Origin of the sequence: Pleurocapsa sp. PCC 7327 (assembly GCF_000317025.1) — a bacterium.
Classification (GTDB): domain Bacteria; phylum Cyanobacteriota; class Cyanobacteriia; order Cyanobacteriales; family Microcystaceae; genus Hydrococcus.
The window spans coordinates 3,587,997-3,610,201 of sequence record NC_019689.1 but is presented as its reverse complement, the minus strand read 5'-3'; the positions used below and the strand labels follow the sequence as shown (position 1 = coordinate 3,610,201).

Below are 22,205 nucleotides of genomic sequence, written 5' to 3'. Positions count from 1 at the left end.
AGCATTATAAATCCCCGTCCTTAAGGACGGGGTCTCAATTGGTCAGTCTGTCTCCAGACAACCAGATTTCTGAGTTTGTAAAAGTTCTCAAAGCGTCATCAAGCAGACTAATTCGCAAGGAGTTCAAGTCTCATGTTGACAAATACTACTGGAAACCTGTTTTTTGGTCTAGCTCATACTTGGTCAATTCCAGTGGCGGAGTATCGCTTGATGTTTTGAAAAAATCTATCAAGCAACAAGATTCTCCGCGTAGCTAACTATATCCTGCCCTTGCTTTCATCCCCCAGTTCCGTTTCCCTGCACTGGGGGACTTCCCGCAAGGATGTTAAATTGAATAACAGAAAGTTGATGAAAATTCAAGTAAAAGTTAAACCTAACTCCAAACAACAAAGAATAGAAGAAGCTGATGACGAAAGTTTATTTATTTATTTAAAATCGCCTCCAATTGATGGAAAAGCCAATCAAGAACTCATCGAACTGCTTGCCAAAAAATTCAAGGTCACGAAATCACAAGTTTTGATTAAGTCCGGTTTATCTTCAAAAAATAAGTTAGTAGAGATCGCTTTTTAGTTAGTAGTTAGCTGTTAGTGGGAAATCTTCTACTAACGACTATAGCAGTCTTAATTGATTGGTGAGTGCGAGCAGGATGCTCGCGAAATGTTCATAACTCATTTTAGGATTGCTATATCTACTACCCAATAACTATTGAAGTTTGTTTGACAGCTTGTCTTTTGACATCGCTAGAAATCTTGCCGAAAATTAAGGGCGATCGCGATTAGAAAGGGAAAATGCTTGCCCAATTCGCTCGGAGAAAACTTGCCAAGTTTTTGATTTCGGTATTGCTCTTCGTTTCCCTCTTCGGTCGGGCTACTCAAGCAGCAGAAATTAATCCGATCTCCGCGCAAGAGTGGTTTAAAGCAGGTGTTGAAGAGACGCAACAAGGACATTACCAACAAGCACTGTTAGACTTTGATAAAGCGATCGCACTCGATTCTAATTTCGCAGCTGCCTATAGCAATCGCTGTTTGGTACTCATTTATCTAAATGATTACCAACAAGCCAAACAAGATTGCACCCATGCCTTGCAACATCAGCCAACAAATGATTTAGCATATTTGCATCGCGGACTGGCTGCCTATCGACTCGGCGATTATCAAGGCGCGATCGCAGATTATAATGCTGCCATCCAACTCAAACCCGATGGCTTTCTGGCTTACTATAACCGAGGACTAGCCTATGCCGCTCAAGAAAAATATTTAGAAGCCATTGCCGATTATAATCAAGCCTTGCGTCAGATGTCTGCCCTCGATGGCACCCAACTCGCCACTATCTACAATGACAGGGGATTGGCTTATTTTGGCTTGGGCAATTTGGAAAAAGCGATCGCGGATTACGATCGCGCTATTCGTTTCGATAGCAAAAATTCTCTAGCCTACTATAACCGTGCTTTTATCTGTCAGAGGCAAGGACGCTATCGAGAAGCCATTGCCAACTTTACCCTATCCCTACAAAACGATCCCAATCGCGCTGAAGCATACATCAATCGCGGTTTGCTTCGCCATCAACTCGGTTATTACCAAACGGCATTAACAGATTTGCGCTTAGGTGCAGAATGTTTTTGCCAGCAAGGAAAGTTAGTTGCTTATCGACACATTCTCAAGCTAATCGAGCAAATTCAGCAAAGTTTTTCTGGTTCTGAAAATATCATTGTTTGACTCTTTCTTTTATGAAACAAAAACTTGTGCTTCTTTCGGCTTCGCTAATTGGTTTGACATTATTTGGAACTGTCGCAACCGCTCAATTACAAAGAAATGTTGAGCTTAAAGACGGAGAAGGACACGAACATAAAATGATGGAAATTCCCGATGGTCAACCGATTCCCACAGTAGATTTAATCGTTCATCGGGATGCCTTGAAGGGATGGAATTTAGAACTGAAAGTAACTAATTTTGCATTTGCTCCAGAAAAGGTCAATCAAAGTAGTAATTTTAAAGAAGGACACGCCCATCTCTACGTTAATGGCAAAAAAATCACCCGTCTTTATGGGAATTGGTATTATCTCGACCGATTGGAACCGGGACGCAACGAAATCAAAGTTAGTTTAAATGCCAACGGTCACGAAACTTTTATACATCGTGGCAAAGCGATCGAAGATGTGGCAATTGTTGAAGTTAGATAATAGCCTGCTTGAGACTTTGGCAAAATTGAGCGATCGCTTCTAAACCCTGTTCTGGGGTTCCTTCAGCCAGTCGTTTGACAAAAGCACTGCCAACGATAACGGCATCTGCCCCCCATTGTTTGACTTGTAAAGCCTGTTCGGGTGCAGAGATGCCAAAACCTACGCCAATCGGTTTATCGGTGGTGCTGCGAATAGCCGAAAGTAAATCTTGAACTTGGCTGGCAATTTGAGAACGCATTCCCGTTACGCCAGTGACGCTGACGAGATAGATAAATCCTTGCGACTGCTGCGCGATCGCGTCTATTCTCTCGGCTGGAGTCGTAGGCGCTATCAACAGCGTTACCTCAACCCCCATCTCGGCGGCTGGTTTTAGGAGGGTTTGCGCTTCTTCTAGGGGTAAATCGGGGACGACTAATCCTCGCACGCCAGCATCAGCAATTTGTCGGAGAAAACTGTCAATTCCCCGATAGTAAATCGGATTGTAGTAGGTAAATAAAACGATCGGTGCCTTAATCTCTTTGCCGATTGTCTTAACTACATGCAAGACATCTTCTAGCTTCACTCCGCGTCCCAAAGCTCTCGTGGCAGCCGCTTGAATGACCGGGCCATCTGCGAGGGGATCTGAGTAGGGAACTCCTAACTCGATGAGATCGGCACCGGAGCGATCGAGGATTTGTAAAGCTTTAGCGGTAGTGTCTAAATCGGGATCGCCAGCAGTGATAAAGGGAATTAAGGCGCATTGAGCGCGATCGCGTAAGGATTCTAAGCAGTTGGAAACAGAGGTCATTCGATGAAAGGATTTTGGATACGAGTTTAATAGCCGACTTTTTATTCTCTCACGCTAGATTCCCGGATGTTAACCTCATCTCATTCTTAAAAAGAGCGAGATTTCAAGTCATATCAAATCCGGATGAATGACCACAATAACCAGTAGTGCGAAAGATCCTTTGCTATCGCTGGAGGGGCGCTTCGCGTCTTGGTCGCGAGCGGGACGTATGCGCTTACGCGCACGCTACGATGAGCGTACTACATATATTTTATGACTAATTAAACGGATTTGATATCATTTGTCCTTTTCCCTTTCCCCCAATGACTATCCCTACAAAAATAAGGCTTTCTCGCCTCCTCTTGGTAAACTCACATTAGGCTTTCTTCTGTGTCTTGGTTTGCTTGGTTTGTTTTTCTTGCTCCACCTCAGAGAATAACTTTTCTAGTTCTTCTGGTGCCATTTCATCGAGACGTTTTTGCAAGATGGCATCTTCATAGTCTCTACGTTGCTGGTTGTAAGTCATATTTTTTGTCAAGACTCGAAACAAATAAGTCAGCGTCCAACCAACTAACCCAGCGACTAAGATCGCCTGACTCCAAACCCCAGCTGAGAGACTGTCTAATCCAAATGCTTGCAAAAACAGATAGATAACTCCACCTGCTGCAAAAATACCGATTCCAATTCCTATGACATCAATTCGTCGCATTAATTTTGTAATCGAAAAGTCTGTTTGAGCTTTAGGCTTTTAGAACCCGGCGTTTGGGACGAAAATTCAGAAACGGACTTAGCAGCAACAGTCCGGGGAAGAAAAAGAATACCAGAAAATACATAAATCCCCGTTCAAAGGAACTGGCTACATACCAGCGATTGTTAAGATAAAAATAAACCAAACCAGGAACTATTAATAAATAGAGACCGCCTAAACTCAGATAGAGAAGAGCAATTAAAGTGGTTTCAGGAGAAAGCATTATTTCTACTATTTGTCAAGAATAAAAAGGGAGCTATCTCAAATTTATTTTATTGTATCGCTTCGGGTGCTACCTCCCAAAAAATTGAACGGGAGCAAATAGATAGAATTGTTTGATTTGTCACTTAAGGTAAAAATATGGTATTGTAGATAACTGCTGGTTCGCTGTCGGAAATTCTTTCTAGGCGATCGCGGGGGCGTGGCGGAATGGTAGACGCTACGGACTTAAAAAAATTGAGCCTTGGCAGAGAAATCTGTCATGCGAACGCTCTCAAATTCAGGGAAACCTAAGTCTGGCAACAGATATGGCAATCCTGAGCCAAGCCTTAATCAAGGAAAAAAACATTTTTACCTTTTACCTTGAAAGGAAGGTGCAGAGACTCAACGGGAGCTACCCTAACAGGTCAAGCTGAGGGTAAAGAGAGAGTCCAATTCTCAAAGCCAGCAGATGGCAGTAGCGAAAGCTGCGGGAGAATGAAAATCCGTTGACCCTAAAAGGTCGTGAGGGTTCAAGTCCCTCTGCCCCCATCTCCATAACCAATATTTTTTGATAGCGTGACTATACTTCAACGAGGTAGAGTCACTAATTACCATGAGAATTTACGGAAATCGACAATTGAAAACCCTGCCGGGACAATTAACTCGGCCGACGGCGGCGCGAGTGAGAGAAGCATTGTTTAATATCTGGCAGGGCAAGATTGCTAATTGTCGCTGGTTGGACTTGTGTGCGGGCAATGGTTCGATGGGTGCAGAGGCATTGTGTCGGGGTGCTAGGGAAGTTGTCGGGATCGAAAAATCGCCTCAAGCTTGCGCGATTATCAAACAAAATTGGCAACAAGTAGCTACCCCGCAACAGACATTCCGAGTTATCCGGGGAGATGTCGTAACGCGCCTCAAAAACCTAGCGGGAGAAAAATTCGATCGCATTTATTTCGATCCTCCCTACGAAAGCCAATTGTACCAGCCAGTCCTAGAAGCGCTCGCGCAATACCAACTTCTCGATAAAGAAGGGGAAATCGCAGTAGAACACGATCCTAAATCTTGGAAAGCAATAGAGATTCCAGGATTAGAAATTTGTCGAGAAAAAGTTTACGGCAACACGGCGTTAACTTTTTATCAAAGATAGTTGTCTGGACGGTTCGGTACAAGCCGTACAACTACATCCCCATTGATGCAAAATAGGATAGCTTTTTGGGTCGATCGCATTAAAACTGAAATTAGCCAAGTTTAGATTGACAAATTGTACGACAGGTCCAGAGATAGCAGACTTGATATTTCGAGATGCGATCGCATCTGCACGAGCCGTAGCGATCGCTAATAAAATAACAGCTAGGCTTACAGAACTAGCAAGCAAAGTCAATAAAACTTTCTTCATTGGCTACCTCTTGATAAGGATGGACAAAACTAAAACTTAATTGAGTCGATTATAGCCTCCAAAGAAATGGCTCAAAAGTGAAAGCCTTCTGAAATTCAGTTGTGGGATGCGCTTAAAATAGGAAAATGAAGTCCTTGGAGAAACCAGAGAGTGGAGTCCCAATACAACCCAGCCAACATCGAGCAAAAATGGCAACGGAAATGGGAAGAGTCGGGGTTATACCTAACTCCAGAAAATAACACCCAGCCCAAATTCTATGCCCTATCTATGTTTCCCTATCCATCGGGAAGCCTGCACATGGGTCACGTCCGCAACTACGTAATTACGGATACGATTGCTCGATACAAGCGGATGCAAGGGTATCGCGTTCTGCACCCGATGGGTTGGGATGCCTTTGGTTTGCCTGCCGAAAATGCTGCTATTAAGCGAGGCATTCCACCAGCTAAATGGACTTACCAAAATATTGCCCAGATGAAGAAACAACTCCAGCAATTGGGACTTTCCATCGACTGGAGTCGAGAATTAGCCACTTGTGCGCCGAATTACTACAAGTGGACTCAATGGATATTCTTGCAATTTTTTAAAGCGGGATTAGCCTATCAAAAAGAAGCCGCGGTAAACTGGGATCCCGTTGACCAAACCGTCTTAGCTAACGAACAGGTCGATAGCGAAGGGCGTTCCTGGCGTTCTGGTGCAATCGTAGAACGCAAATTGTTGCGCCAGTGGTTTCTCAAAATTACCGACTATGCCGAACAGTTGCTCAACGACCTCGAGAAATTGACAGGGTGGCCCGAACGAGTGAAGCTAATGCAAGCCAACTGGATTGGCAAATCCGTCGGCGCATACTTAGAATTTCCCATCGTCGGGATGGAGGAAAAGATTGGGGTCTTTACCACTCGCCCTGATACCGTGTATGGCGTGACTTACGTCGTCCTCGCTCCAGAACATCCCCTAACGCCAAAAGTCACCACTCCCGACAGAAAAGAAGCAGTTGAGGCGTTTATCCAAGAAGTCAAGGGTGAAAGCGAAATCGAGCGGACGGCAGAAGATAAACCCAAACGAGGCATTTTCACGGGAGGAAAGGCAATTAATCCCTTCAACGGAGAAGAAATTCCCATTTTGATTGCCAATTACGTGCTTTATGAATACGGTACGGGTGCTGTTATGGGAGTTCCCGCCCACGATACGCGGGATTTCAAATTTGCTAACGAAAATAATCTTCCCATTAAAACAGTTATTGTCTCAGAAGGCAAGGATGGCACGAAACCTTTAGAAACAGCCTATACCGACCCAGGAATTATGATTAATTCTGGGCAGTTCGACGGAATGCCTTCGACTGAAGGAAAAACCGCCATCATCGAATATGCCGAAAAACAAGGCTATGGTAAGGCACGGGTACAGTATCGCTTGCGGGATTGGTTAATTTCTCGCCAGCGGTATTGGGGTGCGCCCATTCCAATCGTTCACTGTCCGAGTTGCGGCATCGTTCCCGTTCCAGAGGAAGATTTGCCAGTCAAGTTGCCCGAAGATGTTGAGTTTACCGGGCGCGGGCCCTCTCCATTGGCAAAGCTTGAAAGTTGGGTTAACGTTCCTTGTCCGAGTTGCGGCGAAGCTGCCAAGCGGGAAACAGACACGATGGACACGTTTATCGATTCGTCGTGGTATTTCCTCCGCTACACCGATGCCAACAATGACAAGGAAATTTTTGCCTCAGATAAGGTAAATAGCTGGATGCCAGTGGATCAGTATGTAGGGGGCATCGAACACGCGATTTTGCACTTGCTTTATTCTCGCTTCTTTACTAAGGTTTTGCGGGACAGAGGTTTGTTGAATTTTGACGAACCTTTCCAACGTCTTTTGACGCAAGGAATGGTACAGGGATTGACCTACATGAATCCTAACAAGTCTGATAAAGATAAATGGATTCCTGCCGAACTCGTCAATCCCAAAGACCCGCGCGACCCGCAGACGGGAGAACCTTTGCAGCTTGTTTACGCTACCATGTCTAAGTCAAAAGGCAATGGCGTAGCACCGGAAGAAGTAATCGCTAAATATGGCGTAGATACGGCACGGATGTTTATTTTATTTAAAGCACCGCCTGAAAAAGATTTGGAGTGGGATGAAGCCGATGTAGAAGGACAATTCCGCTTCTTAAATCGGGTTTGGCGCTTGGTTGCAGAGTTTGTTGAGAAATCATCCCCAATAGGAAAAAAACAATCCAAAAATCAATCCCCCTCTTCAAAAGGGAGGAATCCAAAATCCAAAATTGAAAAAGATTTGCGTCGTGCCATTCACACAGCTATCAAAGAAGTTTCGGCAGATTTAGAGGGAGACTATCAATTTAATACGGCGATTTCTGAATTAATGAAGCTGAGTAATGCGCTTGGCGAGGCAAAATGTTGCGATTCACCAGTTTATGCCGAAGGAATTGAGACCTTGCTTATCTTGCTTGCCCCTTTTGCCCCTCACATTGCCGAAGAATTGTGGCACGAATTAGGTCATGATTGTTCCATTCACCAACAAAGTTGGCTTCAAGTCGATCCCTTGGCGCTACAAGTCGATGAAATTACCTTGGTGATTCAAATTATGGGCAAAACTCGCGGGACGATACAAGTTCCGGCAAGCGCCGATAAAGCTGCTTTAGAAAAATATGCCCGCGAATCAGAAATTGCTCAACGATATTTGCAAGGCAAAGAAGTGAAAAAAATCATTGTCGTACCTGGAAAGTTGGTGAATTTCGTCGTTTGACACTCTCGCCACTAACTGCTTTCCTAGTGTGGTGGGAGATTAGTAGGGTCGAGGAGAAATATTTTCCTAACCGTACTACTCGCTTGACCTTGATAGAGAGACTCTAGATCTTCTATCTGCGCTCGCTACTCTCAAATAATATCAAATCTGGATGAATGACTGCGATCGCCAACATATGCGCTTATGCGCACGCCACACTTTCCGCACTACATTAGTGATGAACGATCATGTGGCGATCGCTATCTAGACTGATTATCCCTTGACGCTGAAAGTCCCCCAACAGACGAGTAATCGTGACTCGCGTCGTTCCAATCGCATTTGCCAGATTTTGATGAGTCAAGCGAACTGCCAAGCGAGTTCCTTCTGGGACGGGTTGACCTAATTCTTTTTTGAGGAGTTGTAATAACTCTTGCAGTCTCTCTTCGACTCGGCGCAATCCCGCGATCGCGAGTAACGCTTCTGTCTGGCGCATCCGACGCACTACCTGAGTTAACATGAGATGAGACAAATGGGGAGAGGCTTCGATTTCGCTCAAGGGATACCATTTCAAGTATAGTTCCGACAAGGCTTTGACTTGATAAGACTCGATATGCGTTAACCACATCCCAAAAAAGGTGGAAGGTTGCGCCCAACCCAATAGAATTTCTTCTCCATTTACAGACAATTGACTTAGCTGGGCAACTCCGCGATAAACTTGCCAAACGCCTTGTTCTACTAACGGAATTTCTTCGCCTCTATCATAAAAATGCAGTCTCCGTCCTTCCGTCTGTTCGTTCTGTAGTTGTGTGTGAGTGAGATTACAGGTTACTATCATGCCAATCTAAGTCCTTCCCCAAAAAAAGCAACAAGTCCGCTATTAACTTACAACGTCAAGGTAAACATAAGGTAAAAATTGACTCGATACAATACATTAAAAATACAAATGGCTTCCTTCGGTCGAGAGAGACGGGGAGACGATTAACTGGTTTTTAACAGTAACTGTCGGGCAATCTCTAGGATTTTGAGATAAACCCACCCCTACTAACCAATGATGAAGGGCAAAGGACTGAAAAAATTTTTCCTTTATTTGTTAATTTTTATTGACAACATTAATCATAACTTGACAAAATTGACTTTTTACTCATCAGCTGCTATAGTAACAAATGATGAAACAGATCGAAATCAATTCCCCCGTTCAAAAGGTTCTCAGGAGTAAGTTGATGGAAATCCCCAACCAACTGACTATGGAGCAAGAGTTTAAATTGCGAGTGTTTAAAGAGCAGGTCAAAAACTTGAACCAAAACCAAGCTCAAGAGTGTTTGATCGAACTCTTTCGCCAGATGATGGTGAAAGATAATCTATACAAGCATTTACTCAAGAATATTTAACTTAGATGTCGGGTTAAGTCCCCCGCTAGATTCTTCGCAAGCTCAGAACAAGCCTTTGATTTGGCGGTGGGATACAACCCGACCAGTAAATAAACGCGAAGCTACAATAGACCTCCTGCAAAAGTGTTACGCGATCGCATAATTGGAGTGGGAAAGAAGTTCATAATTATAAATGCCAGCAATCAAATTAAATCTCAACCCAAACCGTCTTCTTCGGTTGCGATATCGACTTGAAAGAATTCTGAATATTTTTAGACTGCGATGAATATTTTCAATTACAATCCTTTCACTTGCTAACTTACGATTAAACTTCTTTTGCTCTAGACTTAACTGTTGATTGCGCTTTTTTTGTTGGGAATTCTACTGTTGGGATGAAGTTTCTGAATTCCTTGATATCCTTTATCAGCCAAACATTCTATCTGTTGTTCGATTCCTATTTTACTATTTTTCCAAATCTTAAAATCATGACTTTTTCCCTTCTCATGAGCAATACAAAGAATTTGTCTCGTTTTTGCGTCAGCTAAAACTTGCGATTTTATCGTGTGACACTTTTGCCGACCACTGTAGTAAGCTTTTTGTTTTTTTTCGGTCTTTCTATTTCATGTTCTGCTACATCTACTACGACAATTTCAATTTCTGTATTTTGGGGTTGAACAGCTTTTTTCCCAGGCAGATTGAAAAGTCCCGATTTCATTAAAATATCTTCTACTTTTCTGGTGATTCGTAAAGCCGTTGTCTCGTTTATTCCCCAGCTAGTTCCGATATGAAAATAGGTGCGATACTCTCGCCAATATTCAAGAGTCATTAAGATTTGGTCTTCTGCGCTTAATTTATTTGGTCGTCCTGTTTTTTTTGTAAGACTTTTTCGGCTTCTAGAACTTTTACCATCTCTTTAAACGTCTCTGGATATACTCCACAAAGCCGTTTAAACTCTGTCGGTTTTAAATTTTTACTTGAGAGTAAGTCATAACTCGAATTGTAATTTGGTTTTATTTTACCTAACTTACTCTGACTTTTGCTGGAGGTCTAATGTTCTACCATTTATTTTTGATGTGGTAGAATGCTGGCATAATACTGGCATAATACTAAACTATGTCTACTGCCTTTACCCGGATAGCAACCAAGTTGACCTACTCAACGAGTGGCTAGAAACTTGTCGCATATCTTATAACTATGCGCTGCGGGAACTAAAAGATTGGCTTGCTTCTAGAAAATGCCCGATTGATAGATGTAGTTTAGAATCAGAATACATTATGGCGGCGGATTATCCGTTTCCTAGCTATCATCAACAGCAAAACAATTTACCCAAGGCAAAGAAAGAATTCCCTAAACTTGCTTCTGTACCGTCTCAAGTGCTGCAAACCAATATAAGAAGGTTGCACGACGCTTGGGACTTTTTCCAAAAAAGGGGTTATGGCTTTCCTCGCTATAAAAAATACGGGCAAATGAAATCTCTCTTGTTCCCTCAGTTCAAATCTAATCCTTTGACTGGATGGCAGATACAATTACCCAAGCTAGGGAAAATCCCCATCAATTTACATCGCCCAATCCCTGATGGATTTGTTATCAAGCAGGTTAGGGTAGTTAAAAAGGCAGTAGGTTAGTTTGCCGTAGTAGCGATTGAATCGGATATTTCTCTTCCTAGTCCTTTGCCTCATGGTCGTGCAATAGGTATCGATGTAGGATTGTTGTCTTATGTGGCGATATCAGATGGATATACCGAAGGGCGACCTAAATTTTTCAAGACAGTGTGTAGTCGGCTGAAAGTGCTACAGAAACGCTTGTCTAGGAAAATGAAACGAGGCAAGAACTACGAGAAAGCAAGAATTTGAGTAGCCAAACAACATAATCACATTGATTTCAAGCGCAAGGATTATCAGTTCAAACTAGCTCATAAGTTATGCGATATGGCGAATACAATCTTTGTCGAAGATTGTGATTTTCGAATTATGGCAAAAGGGATGCTAGGCAAACATACTATTGATGCTAGTTTTGGACAATTTAGGGCAGTATTAGAGTATGTAGCTCGAAAAAGAAATATATTTGTAGGTCGAGTTGGCCATCGCGGCACATCTCAAACTTGCCCTAATTGTCGAACTGAAGTCAGGAAAGAGCTATCTGACAGATATCATGTTTGTACTGAATGTGGTTATGAAGCAGATCGAGATATCGCCTCGGCGCAAGAAATCTGTAACCGAGGAATAGAAACGTATCCAGGGACTCTGGAGAAGCAAGAAATTGCCTCTCAAGTCGAGGCGGGCTTTTTGCCGTCGTACTGTCGGGGAACTTTGTTCTAGATAAGTGGCGTGGGGGAGGAATGCCCAGCCGTGAGGTTGGGAAGCCCACGGTATAATGCGACGCAAGGAGCATTTACCGTCGGGAGGAAGTCACCGATTTTGCCTCATTCCCAGAGACGACGACGGGGAGAACCGTTGAGGCGTTGGTGAGTGTCGAGTAATAACCTTGGAATATCTAGCTGTTCGGGACAGCGAGGAAGACACTCACCGCATTCAGTACAGCAGCTAGCCTTATTGCCGGGAAACCAATGACCTGCGTTTTCAAACATTCGGTAGCGATATTGACCGAAATCTGTCATGTCATAAGCAACAGCAAGATTGCGCAACCGTAAGACTTCGGGAATATTAATTTCTTCTGGGCAAGGCAGGCAGCGATAGCACTGACCGCAGCGATCTGTTCCTAGAGTCTGGACTAGATGAGTTTCTATACGTTCTAGAGCAGCTATTTCCGAGGCGGTAAGCGGGTAATCGCGATCGCTAACCTCCAGGGGATCGATTAATTCTTCTGGGTTAGCGGGTCCGATGCTGAGGGTAGTAATGCGGCGGTCGCCGAGCAAAAAACGATAGTTCAATTCCAGGGGAGAAAAAGGCTGGCATAACCGTTCGAGGGTTTCTGGCGGCGTGTAGAGACGACCCCCTTTATCCGCCGGAGAGATGATGAATACCCCCATATCCTTCTGATGGGCGAGTGCGATCGCCTTTTCGTGGCGCTGAAAAAAGTAGTAGTAGTGAAGATTGACAAACTCAAATAAATCGCTATTAATGGCAGCCAAGATTAATTCTAAAGAGCCATGGGTAGAGAAACCAAGATGCCGTATCTTTCCCTCTGACATGGCTTCTCTAATGGCTTGCATGCCTCCATTTTCCTGCGTAATCCAGCCGAGATGCTCCCAGGTATTAATTCCATGAATTGCCAGGCAATCGATATAGTCAAGCTGTAGGTTAACCAGCGATTGCTCGATCCACTGACGCATTTGTCCTGCATCGGTGGTCGGTGGAAGCTTCGTCATAATGAAAATTTGCTCTCGCGGCACTGGCAGTCCTACTTTGAGGGCGCGTCCTAAAAATTGTTCGCTCTTGCCATAGCCTCTGGCGGTTTCGACATGATTGATCCCTAGCGCGATCGCCTGCTGTAGCGTCTGTTCGAGCACTGATTCAGAAGCCAAGCAGCGCATGGTTCCCAAGGAAAAAACTGAAAGGAATAAATTCGTTTTTCCGAACCGTCGATACCGCATCACCAGTTACCCGTTAGAGCTTTAAGCGCAAGACAATTAAGAAGATTCATTCTCGTTGCCCAAGCCTCCTCGTTGAATGAAGTCTTCGGGTCGCAAATTGGCAACAAAGTCCCTAAAAGCTTTGCGTTCTTCTTCATCAGCCTCGCGATCGACGGGAATAGAAGCATCGGCTACGACTTCTTCCATGACCCAGATGGGGGCGCCCGTGCGCAGGGAGATCGCGATCGCGTCGCTGGGACGACAATCAATCTCTTTTTTCTTCTCTCCTTGAGTTATGCATAGAACGGCATAGAAAGTATTATCCTGTAGGGAATGAATAATAACGCGCTCTAATTCCATCTCCCATGCTTCTAGGAGATTGACGAGCAGATCGTGGGTTAGCGGTCGAGGAGGTTTTTGTTGCTCAAGGGCACCGATAATCGCCCTAGCCTGATCTTGCCCGATATAGATTGGCAGAGCGCGACGATCCGAGCCGTCTTTGAGCAGCACGATCGGGCTACGAGTAACGGCATCCAAGGCAATTCCAGCAACTCTCATTTCAATCATAAGCTCAGCCTCTCAAGTAAGGTCGGCGTTAATCAAAGAATCAAAAGGTAAAAAGGGAAGGAAGATTGTTAGGATTGAGCAGTGGACTACACCTAGCGTGGCACCCAACAAACAGTATGCCCCAAGATGGGGGGAATAGTTTTTAACTTCATGAAAAAAATACATTAAGCCAAGACGCTCTCTGTGACTCCCTTCGCTCTGATACTACTTCTATTGTCTCAAATAAAGAACGGTGTTTACAGGATTAATTCAAGGAATAGGAACGATGCGATCGCTGGGGCAAGATCGCTTTGCCTTGTCAATTAAGGGAAATGCTGCCTCCATCATCTTGTCAGATTTAGCGATCGGCGATAGCGTGGCAGTGGATGGCGTTTGTCTGACTGTAGAAGAAATCTTGCCCGATGGCTTCGTAGCCACTGCCTCTCCAGAAACCTTGCAGCGGACTACGCTAGGACAGCGCTCTCAGGCAGGCAATTATGTCAATTTAGAAACGTCTCTCCGAGTAGGCAGCAAACTGGGAGGACATTTCGTCACGGGTCATGTGGATGGGCTGGGATGTTTGGTCGAGTCAGTCTCAACGGAAAAGTCTTGGGAAATGACCTTCGCCGCACCGCCGTCCATGTCCGAACTATGGCACTCTCGCATTGCCCGTTATATCATTCCCAAAGGCAGCATTGCCGTCAATGGCATTAGTTTAACCGTTGCCGATTGCGACGAGCGCGGCAGTTGGTTCAAGGTAGCGGTCATTCCCCACACCTATGCCGAAACGAACCTTTGCTATCTCAATATCGGCGATTTGGTTAATTTAGAAGGCGATATTCTGGGCAAATATGTCGATAAGTTACTCAATCATCGCTTAGCCCCCGATAGTGCCCAAGAAGATCTTAGCCTTACTTTTTTAGCGGAGCATGGCTATTTGTAAATATGGTAGTGCGAGCATCTTGCTCGCACTACAGCCTATTTTATGAATCATTTGGGATTGCTTCCTTCTAGGAAAAAATAATGCTTTCTCCTAGCTGGAGTAAGGCATCATCATTAGGCATTGCTCTGGTTGGAATTAGTCCGCTACCCCAAAAAAGGCGATCGCCAAAGCTAAAAAATTGAGAGTAACTGACGCATGGAGCGAAATTTTCTTACTTACCCTTGCGGTTCGGCGTTGGTATCGGCCATCTGCATGGCACGCATTAAATTATCTAGGGCATATTCGAGATGCAGTCCCGCATCTACAGCCACCCAACCCTCATTCGTCAGATGTCGCCATTCAAAATGGAGATGGGGACCTGTAGACATTCCCGTGCTACCGACTCGTCCGATAACAGTTCCCTGGTTGACCCAGTCGCCTGGTTTGACGAAGACTTCTGATAGGTGGGCATAACGAGATTCTTGAGTGCCTTTCTCGTGGCGTACAATCACCGTTAATCCGTAGCCGTCCATCCAATCGGCGACAGCTACCTCGCCGTGGTAAGTAGCGAGTACGGGAGTTCCTTGCGGTGCGCCGATATCGGTTCCCTCATGCATTCTGTTAGCGCCCGTGATGGGATGAATTCGCCAGCCAAAGCCAGAGGTAATATTAGCAGGAATGGGTAAGGGGAAAATGAGGGACGTTCTGCGTTGTTGGGAAGGGACTTGAGGATAATGATAGGTTATCGTTGCTCGACTGTACTTGGGAACGGGAGCTAAGGCAATAGAAGCAGGTGGCTTAACGACCGAACCGATTGCGGTTGGGCGAGTTTTATAGCTGGTAGATTTTAGTTCTCCGGAAGTTCTTGCCCTGCTGGCAACTTGTATTGGCGATGAAGCTAGGCGAGTTTTTGTCGCGATCGCGCGTTGCTTTTTGGCTGTGCCGCCGCAGGTGCCGTTGGTTAGTTTTCCATTTTGAGAAATGCTGCTACATCCCGTCGCGCGATCGCTCATAATCACAGCGCTTGGGGCTGCGTAATTTTCGACTTCATCTCGGTTATAGTTGGTTGGGTCGATGTAGCTATTCTTTCCCGGATTGGCCAGCCCAGAAACGGAGCTTGTCTGAGTTGACTGAGGTTGGCGAATGAGGTTACGAATCCCCGAAGCGTCGTTTTCTGCGGTCGAGGAAGAGGTAGAAACTTTGGGAGCGGACAGTTGCGTTTTTGCGGAAGGTTTGGGAACCTCAATCGGGGCGGTTCGAGTCACCGTAGTTTTTACAGGATTTTCTCTGACAATCGGTTTCATGCGCTTTGCCGGCGCAGGGGGAGCGAGGTCGATCGCTTTTGGCGGTGGATCTGAAGGAATTGAAGAATCTGGAACGATAAATGTGTTAGTAGTTGCTTTGGCTGGGATCCAGACCAATCCACTCGCCAGAATACTGAGTCCGCCCATTAATCCCATACCTTGCTTGAGCAGGCGATAGGGATGGACAGGATTTTTAGGATTGACGGGATTCGCCTCTTGGGACGATGGCTGACTCATTGCTGCCTCACTCTTCTACAGTAGATTGAATTGACTTAGAGTTGCTCGTCGTAACCGAGACTTATTGTACCGGATGGTAGATGAATTTCTGTAGTAGCTCCTGGGGAATGCAGTCGCACTCGCAATTCTCCTTTGGAATTTACGCCGACAACGACTCCTGGACTGCCATTGACTGTCACCTCGCGTCCGATACTTTGTAAAAGGTTTAAATACGAGGGTAGCAAAATTTCTACCCCATTGGATAGATAGTGTTGATATCCAAAAAATATGCCATAAATTGCGATCGCGGCTAACTGTTCGAGAGAATGAATGACGGGAAAAGACTGGAGATTAATCCCTACTTCTGGTACGGGATTTTTCCAGTTAATGCCTACGCCGATAACAGCTTGAGCGACTATTCCTTGCTGGATGAGGGTTTCGCTTTTAATGCCGCCCAGTTTGCGTCCTTCCAAAATGAGATCGTTGGGCCATTTCAAAAAAACGGGTAGATCGTGGCAGCGCAATGCCTCGGCAATTCCCCAAGCGCTAAAGAGGGTTAAATGGGACGCATCGCTTGCCGGGATATTAAGATTTATGGCAACGGATAGGTACAGTCCCCCTCGCTGAGATTGCCACTGCCGCCCCCACTGTCCGCGTCCTGCGGTTTGTTCGGCAGCGATTGCTGCTAGGGGAGGTTTGAGGTTGCGATCGAGCAGTTCCCAAAGAATTTGGTTGGTCGAAGGGATAATTTCGTAGAGATAAATTGATAATTGTTGCAGTGTTTTGTTATCGGAAAATTTGAGGAGTTCTGCTGCGAGTTTTTGTCGATCCAATCCCATTTTTTTCTCGCGCCAAGACGCCATGTTTTTTTCAATCTTCTTTTGCTCTGCTATTGAGAAGCATTTACAGAACTCCTTTAGAACTCGGAATGGCATCGGCGCGACGGGGATCGATTTCTATTGCCATTCGCGTCGCCCTAGCAAATGCCTTGAAAGTAGCTTCGATGATGTGGTGAGAATTGATACCATCCAATTGCCGAATATGAAGCGTCATTTGGCTGTGGTTGACCAAGGCAACAAAAAATTCCCTGACTAACTGAGTATCATAATTTCCTACTCGTTGGGTAGGGATTTGTAACCCGTAACTCAGATGCGGTCTTCCTGAAAAGTCGAGTGCCACTTGAATGAGGGCTTCATCTAAGGGGGCGAGAAAATGACCGAAGCGAATGATGCCCTTGCGATCGCCCAATGCTTTGGCCAAGGCTTGACCTAATGTAATTCCTACGTCTTCATTGGTGTGGTGGTCGTCAATTTCTATATCTCCCGTTGCCCGCACTTCCAAGTCGATTAACCCGTGAGAAGCAATTTGGTGCAGCATGTGATCTAAAAAAGGAATGCCCGTCGCTGCCTTACAATTTCCTCGTCCGTCAAGATTGAGGCTTACGCTTACGTCGGTTTCTTTTGTAGTGCGGCTAACTGAGGCAGTCCTTGCCGGAAAGGGCAATTCCAGATCGGGAGAGGTTGGAAAGTGAAGATCCCGCGTTGGCATGGTATTGAGTTAACTTTTGGATGGATCGCTTTTATGTCCAAGATAACAGTTTAGCGATCGTCAGTACAGAGTATTCAAGAATTATTGGCTGCGCCAAGAAACGCAATCGCGACTCAGACAATCCATTAATCTAGATGCCGGAAAAGGGACAAGGGAAAAAGAGATATAAAAGTTTTTTCTTTCCTCTTTCCCCAAATGGGAATTAAATTTTATGATTTTTGCAGGATGTCTAATAATTGAGATTCCGTAAGTTGAGTAATTCCTAACTGTTGGGCTTTTTCTAGTTTAGAACCGGCTTTTTCTCCCACGACTAAATAATCTGTTTTAGCACTGACCGAACCCGTGACTTTTCCGCCTGCTTTTTCAATTAAATCCCTGGCTTCATCGCGGGTGAGAGTTGGCAGAGTTCCAGTAATCACAAAGGTTTTACCTGCCAAAGCCGTAAGTCGATCGCCTTTTGAGGTGGAAGTACTAGCCAACTGTAAGCCTGCCGCTTGTAAACGCCGAATTAGCATTTGATTGGCAGGAATTTTAAACCAATCGTATACGGACTCAGCAATCTCTGCACCGATCCCGTAAACAGATTCTAAGGCGGCAATCGAAGCTTGGGATAATTGTTCGACACAGGGAAAATTATCGGCTAATAATTTAGCTGTAACGCTACCGACATAACGAATGCCCAATCCGTAAAGAACTCTAGACCAAGGTCGCTCTTTACTTTGGGCGATCGCATTGACCAAATTCTCGGCAGATTTGGTTCCCATTCTCTCTAAGGAAGCGATTTGTTCGGGTTTTAAGTCATATAAATCGGCGATTGACTCAATCAATCCGTTTTCAATCAGTAAAATTACGATTTTTTCTCCCAATCCGCGAATGTCTAAAGCATCGCGAGAAGCCCAATGCACGATGCTAGCGCGTAAAATAGCCGGGCAGGAACTATTGACGCACCGCGTTATGGCTTCGCCAGCGAGACGCACTAATTGCGAACCGCATTCGGGACAGTGGGTTGGCATTTGAAAGGGTTGGCTATCGGGGGGACGCAGTTCGTGCATGACGCGGACGACTTCGGGAATAATTTCTCCCGCTTTGCGAACGATAACCGTATCGCCGACGCGAATGTCCAATTGGGCAATGCGATCGCTATTATGAAGGGTAGCTTTTTGCACGATCGTCCCCGCTAAATGCACGGGTTCCATAATCGCGAGCGGCGTGACTGCCCCAGTGCGTCCTACGTTGACGGCAATCTCTTTTACTATGGTAGGAGCTTCTTCGGCGGGATATTTAAGCGCGATCGCCCAACGAGGAAACTTTTGCGTAAAGCCGAGTTTTTCTTGCAGTTGAAAGTCATTTATCTTCACAACTATCCCATCAGTCATGTAGGGTAGGGTTCGCCTTCCCGTTTCCCAGTATTGGAAGTATTCCTCTACTTCTTTTAAAGACTGACACAGCTTACAATTGGGATTGACAGCAAATCCCATTTCTTTGAGAAACTCTAGAGCTTCCCATTGGGATTTGAGCGTGTTATGGTTGGGAAGGTGCAAGGTATAGGCAAAGAACTTTAATCGTCGCTTATCGACTATTTTGGGATCGAGTTGCCTAAGCGTCCCGGCAGCAGCATTGCGGGGGTTAGCGAAGAGAGGTTCTCCGGCTTGTGCTCGTTCTTGATTGATTCGGTCAAATTCATCGAGAGGTAAAAATGCTTCTCCTCGTACTTCTACAATCGGTGGCGGCGTTTCTAGGTGCAATCGCAGAGGAATAGAACGAATAGTACGGACATTCTGGGTAATATCTTCCCCAGTAACGCCATCTCCCCGCGTGACTCCTCGCACGAATACGCCATTCTCATAGGTCAATGCTAAAGCATTTCCATCGATTTTTAACTCGCAAACGTATTCAACTTGTTTGACATCGGGGACTACACGCTGCCAGCGTTCCTGCCATTTAGCCAATTCTTCTAGACTAAATGCGTTTTCTAGGCTGTAGAGAGGAATGTTATGGCGAACGGAGGTAAATTGAGAGGCAGGTCGATCTCCTACTCGCTGAGTTGGACTATCGGGTACAATCAGTTCGGGACATTGGGTTTCTAAATCTTGCAGTTCTCGATACAATCGGTCGTAAACCGAGTCTTCCATAATAGGGTTATCGAGAACGTAGTAAGCATAGTTAGCTTTAAGCAGTTGTTGCCGCAGTCGTTCGACTCTCTGTCGGATTTCTGGCGTTACGGATGTCACTTTCTCCTCTTGTAATCTCAGATCGATCTCAAAAATTGATAGATTTAAATAGCTTTCAGATCGAGCATAACTTAACCAAGGTAGACAGTACTCGCAAAGCTTCAATCGCAATCCCAAAACTCGCGATCGCAACGAGATAATAACAAGAAACTGAGATCTTGCACCTTTCTCAAACGAACTTAATTCAAAAAACACTCTGGATGCTGATTTTGCAATATATTTATGCCACAAAAACCCCACAGAATTGAGCTGTGGGGTTTTTCTTCTCTTGCTTCTATTGCTGGAGCAGTCAATCGAATCGAAGTCAGTAGAGACGTTCGTGGAATGTCTCTAGGAATTTTGAATTCCGAATTATTTCACAATAATTTTGCCAACCATACCCGCACCGCGATGGGGTTCGCAGTAATAAGTATACTCTCCAGGTTCGTCAAAGGTGCTTTCATAGGATTCGCCGGGAGAGAAGACAAGATTTTTGTGAGACATTTTGGTGGCTATAGCTTCATCCATTTTGCTGCTGTCGAAAACCACGTTGTGAGGAGCCAGCTTGTTGTTCACCCATTTTACGGTGTCGCCTGCTTCGATGGTCAAGGTGTCGGGTTCAAACTTCAGCAAGCCGCTGTCCGAACCCATTTTGACCGTATAGGTTTCTGCCGCAGCAGGAGCAGCGGAAATAACGAAGCTAGAAATGACTAGCAAAATGGTGGCAAGTAATACAGCTAATTTCTTCGACATTTTTGTTCGCTCAGTAAAATTATCCAACTACAAAAGTTTGACAGTTTGTCTTTTGACAGGAGTCCTAAAATTTGCTTGTTTTAGCTCCATACAAGATCCTACTACAGAAGTTCGACAGCTTGTCTTTTGACAAAAGATCGACCGTTGCCGACGATAATCTACGGTTCGATACGCAAACGAGAGGAGAACTCAATGAAAAGATTTTTGTCTTTAATCTTGCTAGTTTTGGCATTGTTTACTTTAACCTTTACTCGTCCTGCCCTAGCTGGAGATTTAGCCAAAGGAGCTAAGTTGTTTTCTGCCAATTGCGCTGCTTGCCATGCCGGCGGCAAGAATGTAGTCAATGCAGCGAAAACGCTGCAAAAAGGCGATTTAGAGAAGTACAGCATGAATTCACTAGAAGCAATTAAGACTCAGATTGCCAAAGGAAAAAATGCTATGCCAGCTTTTGCGGGTCGCTTGAGCGAGCAAGAAATCGATGACGTAGCCAATTATGTCTTGTCTCAAGCAGAAAAAGGTTGGTCTTAAAGCGAGTCAAATCAAGTTGCAATTATTTGAGTCTATGAAGGCTAGCTCAAAGATATAGGTTGATATAGGTTACTAGACTCGCAAGCTTGGTTAGGCAGCAACGCTGTTTCATTAATGGTTAATTGTTTGGTCATGCAGGCATAGATCTAGCATTCCTAAAAGAAGGAGACTTGAGGAAGGATGCCGATCTGCCTGTAGATCGAACCAACTATTGTTTTTAGGTATCTAGGCAAAATTCAATTCATCCCCGAAGATTTGGAAAAGGGAAGAAAATTTGTAATTAATATTTGTCTACCTACTTAAAATAGGTCACTGTTTGAACAATCTAATTGTCTTTAAAAAGCAGGCAACATCGTTCCCGTGGTCTGGAGCCATCCGATCGTTCGCTACATCTACAACCAATACTTAACGGATAGGCATATCAAAAGTTTATAGCCAACCTAAATGATTTGTAAAAATATAGTGTGAGCGTCTCGCTTGCGCGCGAGCAAGACGATCGCACTCCGTCCGCAATTCAAATCGAATTGCTACATATAAGCTAAAAAGTACAAATTGAGATGGATATTATCGAAATTCTCAAAGACGACTATCAGCGATTTCCCGCCCATCAAACTTATAGTATTTACGCCGAAAACGTTTATTTCAAAGATCCTCTCAATGAATTTCGGGGAATTGCACGCTATAAAGAGATGATTGGTTTTATGAGTAATTGGTTTCAGGACATTAAAATGGAGCTCCACGACATTCGGAGAGAGGGAGATACCATCCACACTGAATGGACGCTCAACTGGACGACTCCCATTCCTTGGAAACCTCGCATTACCATCCCTGGCAGAAGCGAACTAAAGCTCGACGAACAAGAAATGATTGTCTCTCACGTCGATTACTGGCACTGCTCTCGTTTGGACGTAATCAAACAACATCTATTTCCCAAATAGAAGAGTTCGCGTGATAGAATCGAGGGGAAAAAATACGCTGAAACACATGTAAGAGTTCGGCTATGGGTGAAGCTAAGCGTCGTAAAGCTGCACTAGGCGATAAATACGGTCAAGAAGAAAGAATCTTTCCTTGGCTGCCAGTAACCAAAAGTCAAGCAGAAAACCTGTACAAATTAACCACAAGAGTGGCATGGATTGGTATCGGTGCTCTAGCCGTTATTTGGGTGACCATTCGCTTTATCGGACCCGCTTTTGGTTGGTGGGAAATTCAGTAGTAAAACTCTAGCTCGTTTGCGATCTGGTCTCGATTTCCTTTAGACTTCA

At 44.8% G+C, this 22,205-nt stretch carries 23 protein-coding genes and 2 pseudogenes; 12 read left to right on the top strand and 13 right to left on the bottom strand.

Translation table 11 applies throughout. The features are described 5' to 3' along the window. Positions 1 to 38: 38 nt before the first annotated feature. The 4 genes from tnpA to PLE7327_RS16155 all read left to right on the top strand — a co-directional run bounded on the left by tnpA (position 39) and on the right by PLE7327_RS16155 (position 2,179). A complete protein-coding gene (tnpA, locus tag PLE7327_RS25920) occupies positions 39 to 257 on the top strand; it encodes an IS200/IS605 family transposase (protein ID WP_254658006.1) in 219 nt (72 codons plus the stop codon). Positions 258 to 348: 91 nt separating this feature from the next. Beyond that, positions 349 to 570, top strand: a complete 222-nt coding sequence (locus PLE7327_RS16165; protein WP_015144875.1) for a DUF167 domain-containing protein — start codon at positions 349 to 351, stop codon at positions 568 to 570. Between the two features lie 218 nt (positions 571 to 788). Beyond that, positions 789 to 1,715 carry a tetratricopeptide repeat protein gene (locus PLE7327_RS16160; protein WP_015144874.1) on the top strand — a complete coding sequence of 309 codons (927 nt, stop codon included), beginning with the start codon at positions 789 to 791 and terminating at the stop codon, positions 1,713 to 1,715. Between the two features lie 11 nt (positions 1,716 to 1,726). After that, positions 1,727 to 2,179: a hypothetical protein gene (locus PLE7327_RS16155; protein ID WP_015144873.1), complete on the top strand. Its 453-nt coding sequence runs from the start codon at positions 1,727 to 1,729 to the stop codon at positions 2,177 to 2,179. On the opposite strand, the gene trpA is transcribed toward PLE7327_RS16155, so the two are convergent. From trpA to ndhL, 3 genes are all read right to left on the bottom strand, one after another. Next, complete coding sequence (gene trpA, locus PLE7327_RS16150) at positions 2,172 to 2,966, bottom strand: tryptophan synthase subunit alpha (protein ID WP_015144872.1); 795 nt, start codon at positions 2,964 to 2,966, stop codon at positions 2,172 to 2,174. The genes PLE7327_RS16155 and trpA overlap by 8 nt on opposite strands. A 355-nt stretch (positions 2,967 to 3,321) precedes the next feature. Then, positions 3,322 to 3,654: a DUF3007 family protein gene (locus tag PLE7327_RS16145; protein ID WP_015144871.1), complete on the bottom strand. Its 333-nt coding sequence runs from the start codon at positions 3,652 to 3,654 to the stop codon at positions 3,322 to 3,324. Between the two features lie 31 nt (positions 3,655 to 3,685). After that, positions 3,686 to 3,916 (bottom strand): NAD(P)H-quinone oxidoreductase subunit L, encoded by a 231-nt coding sequence (gene ndhL / locus PLE7327_RS16140; protein ID WP_015144870.1) that lies wholly within the window; start codon positions 3,914 to 3,916, stop codon positions 3,686 to 3,688. A gap of 591 nt (positions 3,917 to 4,507) precedes the next feature. Between ndhL and rsmD the strand changes: the two genes are divergently transcribed. Then, positions 4,508 to 5,041, top strand: coding sequence for a 16S rRNA (guanine(966)-N(2))-methyltransferase RsmD (rsmD, locus tag PLE7327_RS16135; RefSeq protein WP_015144869.1), 534 nt, complete (start codon positions 4,508 to 4,510; stop codon positions 5,039 to 5,041). Here rsmD and PLE7327_RS16130 read toward each other — a convergent pair. Continuing rightward, positions 5,021 to 5,290 carry a hypothetical protein gene (locus tag PLE7327_RS16130; RefSeq protein WP_015144868.1) on the bottom strand — a complete coding sequence of 90 codons (270 nt, stop codon included), beginning with the start codon at positions 5,288 to 5,290 and terminating at the stop codon, positions 5,021 to 5,023. The two genes, rsmD and PLE7327_RS16130, sit on opposite strands and share 21 nt — an antisense overlap. A 150-nt stretch (positions 5,291 to 5,440) precedes the next feature. Between PLE7327_RS16130 and leuS the strand changes: the two genes are divergently transcribed. Continuing rightward, complete coding sequence (gene leuS / locus PLE7327_RS16125; RefSeq protein ID WP_015144867.1) at positions 5,441 to 8,038, top strand: leucine--tRNA ligase; 2,598 nt, start codon at positions 5,441 to 5,443, stop codon at positions 8,036 to 8,038. Positions 8,039 to 8,249: 211 nt separating this feature from the next. On the opposite strand, the gene PLE7327_RS16120 is transcribed toward leuS, so the two are convergent. Beyond that, the gene (locus tag PLE7327_RS16120) at positions 8,250 to 8,852 is read right to left on the bottom strand and encodes a Crp/Fnr family transcriptional regulator (RefSeq protein WP_015144866.1); all 603 of its coding nucleotides are present in this window, start codon (positions 8,850 to 8,852) and stop codon (positions 8,250 to 8,252) included. 328 nt (positions 8,853 to 9,180) lie between these two features. On the opposite strand from PLE7327_RS16120, the gene PLE7327_RS16115 reads away from it, so the two are divergent. Continuing rightward, on the top strand, positions 9,181 to 9,405 hold the full coding sequence (locus PLE7327_RS16115; protein ID WP_015144865.1) for an NblA/ycf18 family protein: 225 nt from the start codon (positions 9,181 to 9,183) through the stop codon (positions 9,403 to 9,405). A gap of 126 nt (positions 9,406 to 9,531) precedes the next feature. On the opposite strand, the pseudogene PLE7327_RS23570 reads toward PLE7327_RS16115, so the two are convergent. Then, positions 9,532 to 10,398: pseudogene (locus PLE7327_RS23570) on the bottom strand (IS5 family transposase). Between the two features lie 86 nt (positions 10,399 to 10,484). Between PLE7327_RS23570 and PLE7327_RS26670 the strand changes: the two are divergent. Beyond that, positions 10,485 to 11,758: pseudogene (locus tag PLE7327_RS26670) on the top strand (RNA-guided endonuclease InsQ/TnpB family protein). A gap of 48 nt (positions 11,759 to 11,806) precedes the next feature. Here PLE7327_RS26670 and PLE7327_RS16100 read toward each other — a convergent pair. Together PLE7327_RS16100 and PLE7327_RS16095 are read right to left on the bottom strand one after the other, a co-directional pair. Continuing rightward, positions 11,807 to 12,937 (bottom strand): aldo/keto reductase, encoded by a 1,131-nt coding sequence (locus PLE7327_RS16100; RefSeq protein ID WP_015144864.1) that lies wholly within the window; start codon positions 12,935 to 12,937, stop codon positions 11,807 to 11,809. 36 nt (positions 12,938 to 12,973) lie between these two features. Beyond that, positions 12,974 to 13,483, bottom strand: coding sequence for a bifunctional nuclease family protein (locus tag PLE7327_RS16095; RefSeq protein ID WP_015144863.1), 510 nt, complete (start codon positions 13,481 to 13,483; stop codon positions 12,974 to 12,976). A 232-nt stretch (positions 13,484 to 13,715) separates the two neighbouring features. Between PLE7327_RS16095 and PLE7327_RS16090 the strand changes: the two genes are divergently transcribed. Next, positions 13,716 to 14,405, top strand: a complete 690-nt coding sequence (locus PLE7327_RS16090) for a riboflavin synthase (RefSeq protein ID WP_041392240.1) — start codon at positions 13,716 to 13,718, stop codon at positions 14,403 to 14,405. Positions 14,406 to 14,620: 215 nt separating this feature from the next. Here PLE7327_RS16090 and PLE7327_RS26265 read toward each other — a convergent pair whose 3' ends face one another. The 5 genes from PLE7327_RS26265 to petE all read right to left on the bottom strand — a co-directional run bounded on the left by PLE7327_RS26265 (position 14,621) and on the right by petE (position 20,415). Next, positions 14,621 to 15,925, bottom strand: coding sequence for a M23 family metallopeptidase (locus tag PLE7327_RS26265; RefSeq protein WP_015144861.1), 1,305 nt, complete (start codon positions 15,923 to 15,925; stop codon positions 14,621 to 14,623). Between the two features lie 35 nt (positions 15,926 to 15,960). Then, positions 15,961 to 16,767, bottom strand: coding sequence for a biotin--[acetyl-CoA-carboxylase] ligase (locus PLE7327_RS16080; RefSeq protein WP_015144860.1), 807 nt, complete (start codon positions 16,765 to 16,767; stop codon positions 15,961 to 15,963). Positions 16,768 to 16,807: 40 nt separating this feature from the next. Beyond that, entirely contained in the window at positions 16,808 to 17,452 is a 645-nt protein-coding gene (gene hisB, locus PLE7327_RS16075; RefSeq protein WP_015144859.1) for an imidazoleglycerol-phosphate dehydratase HisB, read from the bottom strand. A gap of 209 nt (positions 17,453 to 17,661) precedes the next feature. Continuing rightward, positions 17,662 to 19,683, bottom strand: coding sequence for an NAD-dependent DNA ligase LigA (gene ligA / locus PLE7327_RS16070; protein WP_041393435.1), 2,022 nt, complete (start codon positions 19,681 to 19,683; stop codon positions 17,662 to 17,664). Between the two features lie 351 nt (positions 19,684 to 20,034). Continuing rightward, positions 20,035 to 20,415 (bottom strand): plastocyanin, encoded by a 381-nt coding sequence (petE, locus tag PLE7327_RS16065; protein WP_015144857.1) that lies wholly within the window; start codon positions 20,413 to 20,415, stop codon positions 20,035 to 20,037. A 192-nt stretch (positions 20,416 to 20,607) separates the two neighbouring features. Between petE and petJ the strand changes: the two genes are divergently transcribed. The 3 genes from petJ to PLE7327_RS16050 all read left to right on the top strand — a co-directional run bounded on the left by petJ (position 20,608) and on the right by PLE7327_RS16050 (position 22,156). After that, positions 20,608 to 20,943 carry a cytochrome c6 PetJ gene (gene petJ, locus PLE7327_RS16060; RefSeq protein WP_015144856.1) on the top strand — a complete coding sequence of 112 codons (336 nt, stop codon included), beginning with the start codon at positions 20,608 to 20,610 and terminating at the stop codon, positions 20,941 to 20,943. A gap of 557 nt (positions 20,944 to 21,500) precedes the next feature. Beyond that, the gene (locus tag PLE7327_RS16055; protein WP_015144855.1) at positions 21,501 to 21,881 is read left to right on the top strand and encodes a DUF2358 domain-containing protein; all 381 of its coding nucleotides are present in this window, start codon (positions 21,501 to 21,503) and stop codon (positions 21,879 to 21,881) included. A gap of 62 nt (positions 21,882 to 21,943) precedes the next feature. After that, on the top strand, positions 21,944 to 22,156 hold the full coding sequence (locus PLE7327_RS16050) for a DUF2839 domain-containing protein (RefSeq protein WP_015144854.1): 213 nt from the start codon (positions 21,944 to 21,946) through the stop codon (positions 22,154 to 22,156). Positions 22,157 to 22,205 lie beyond the last annotated feature (49 nt).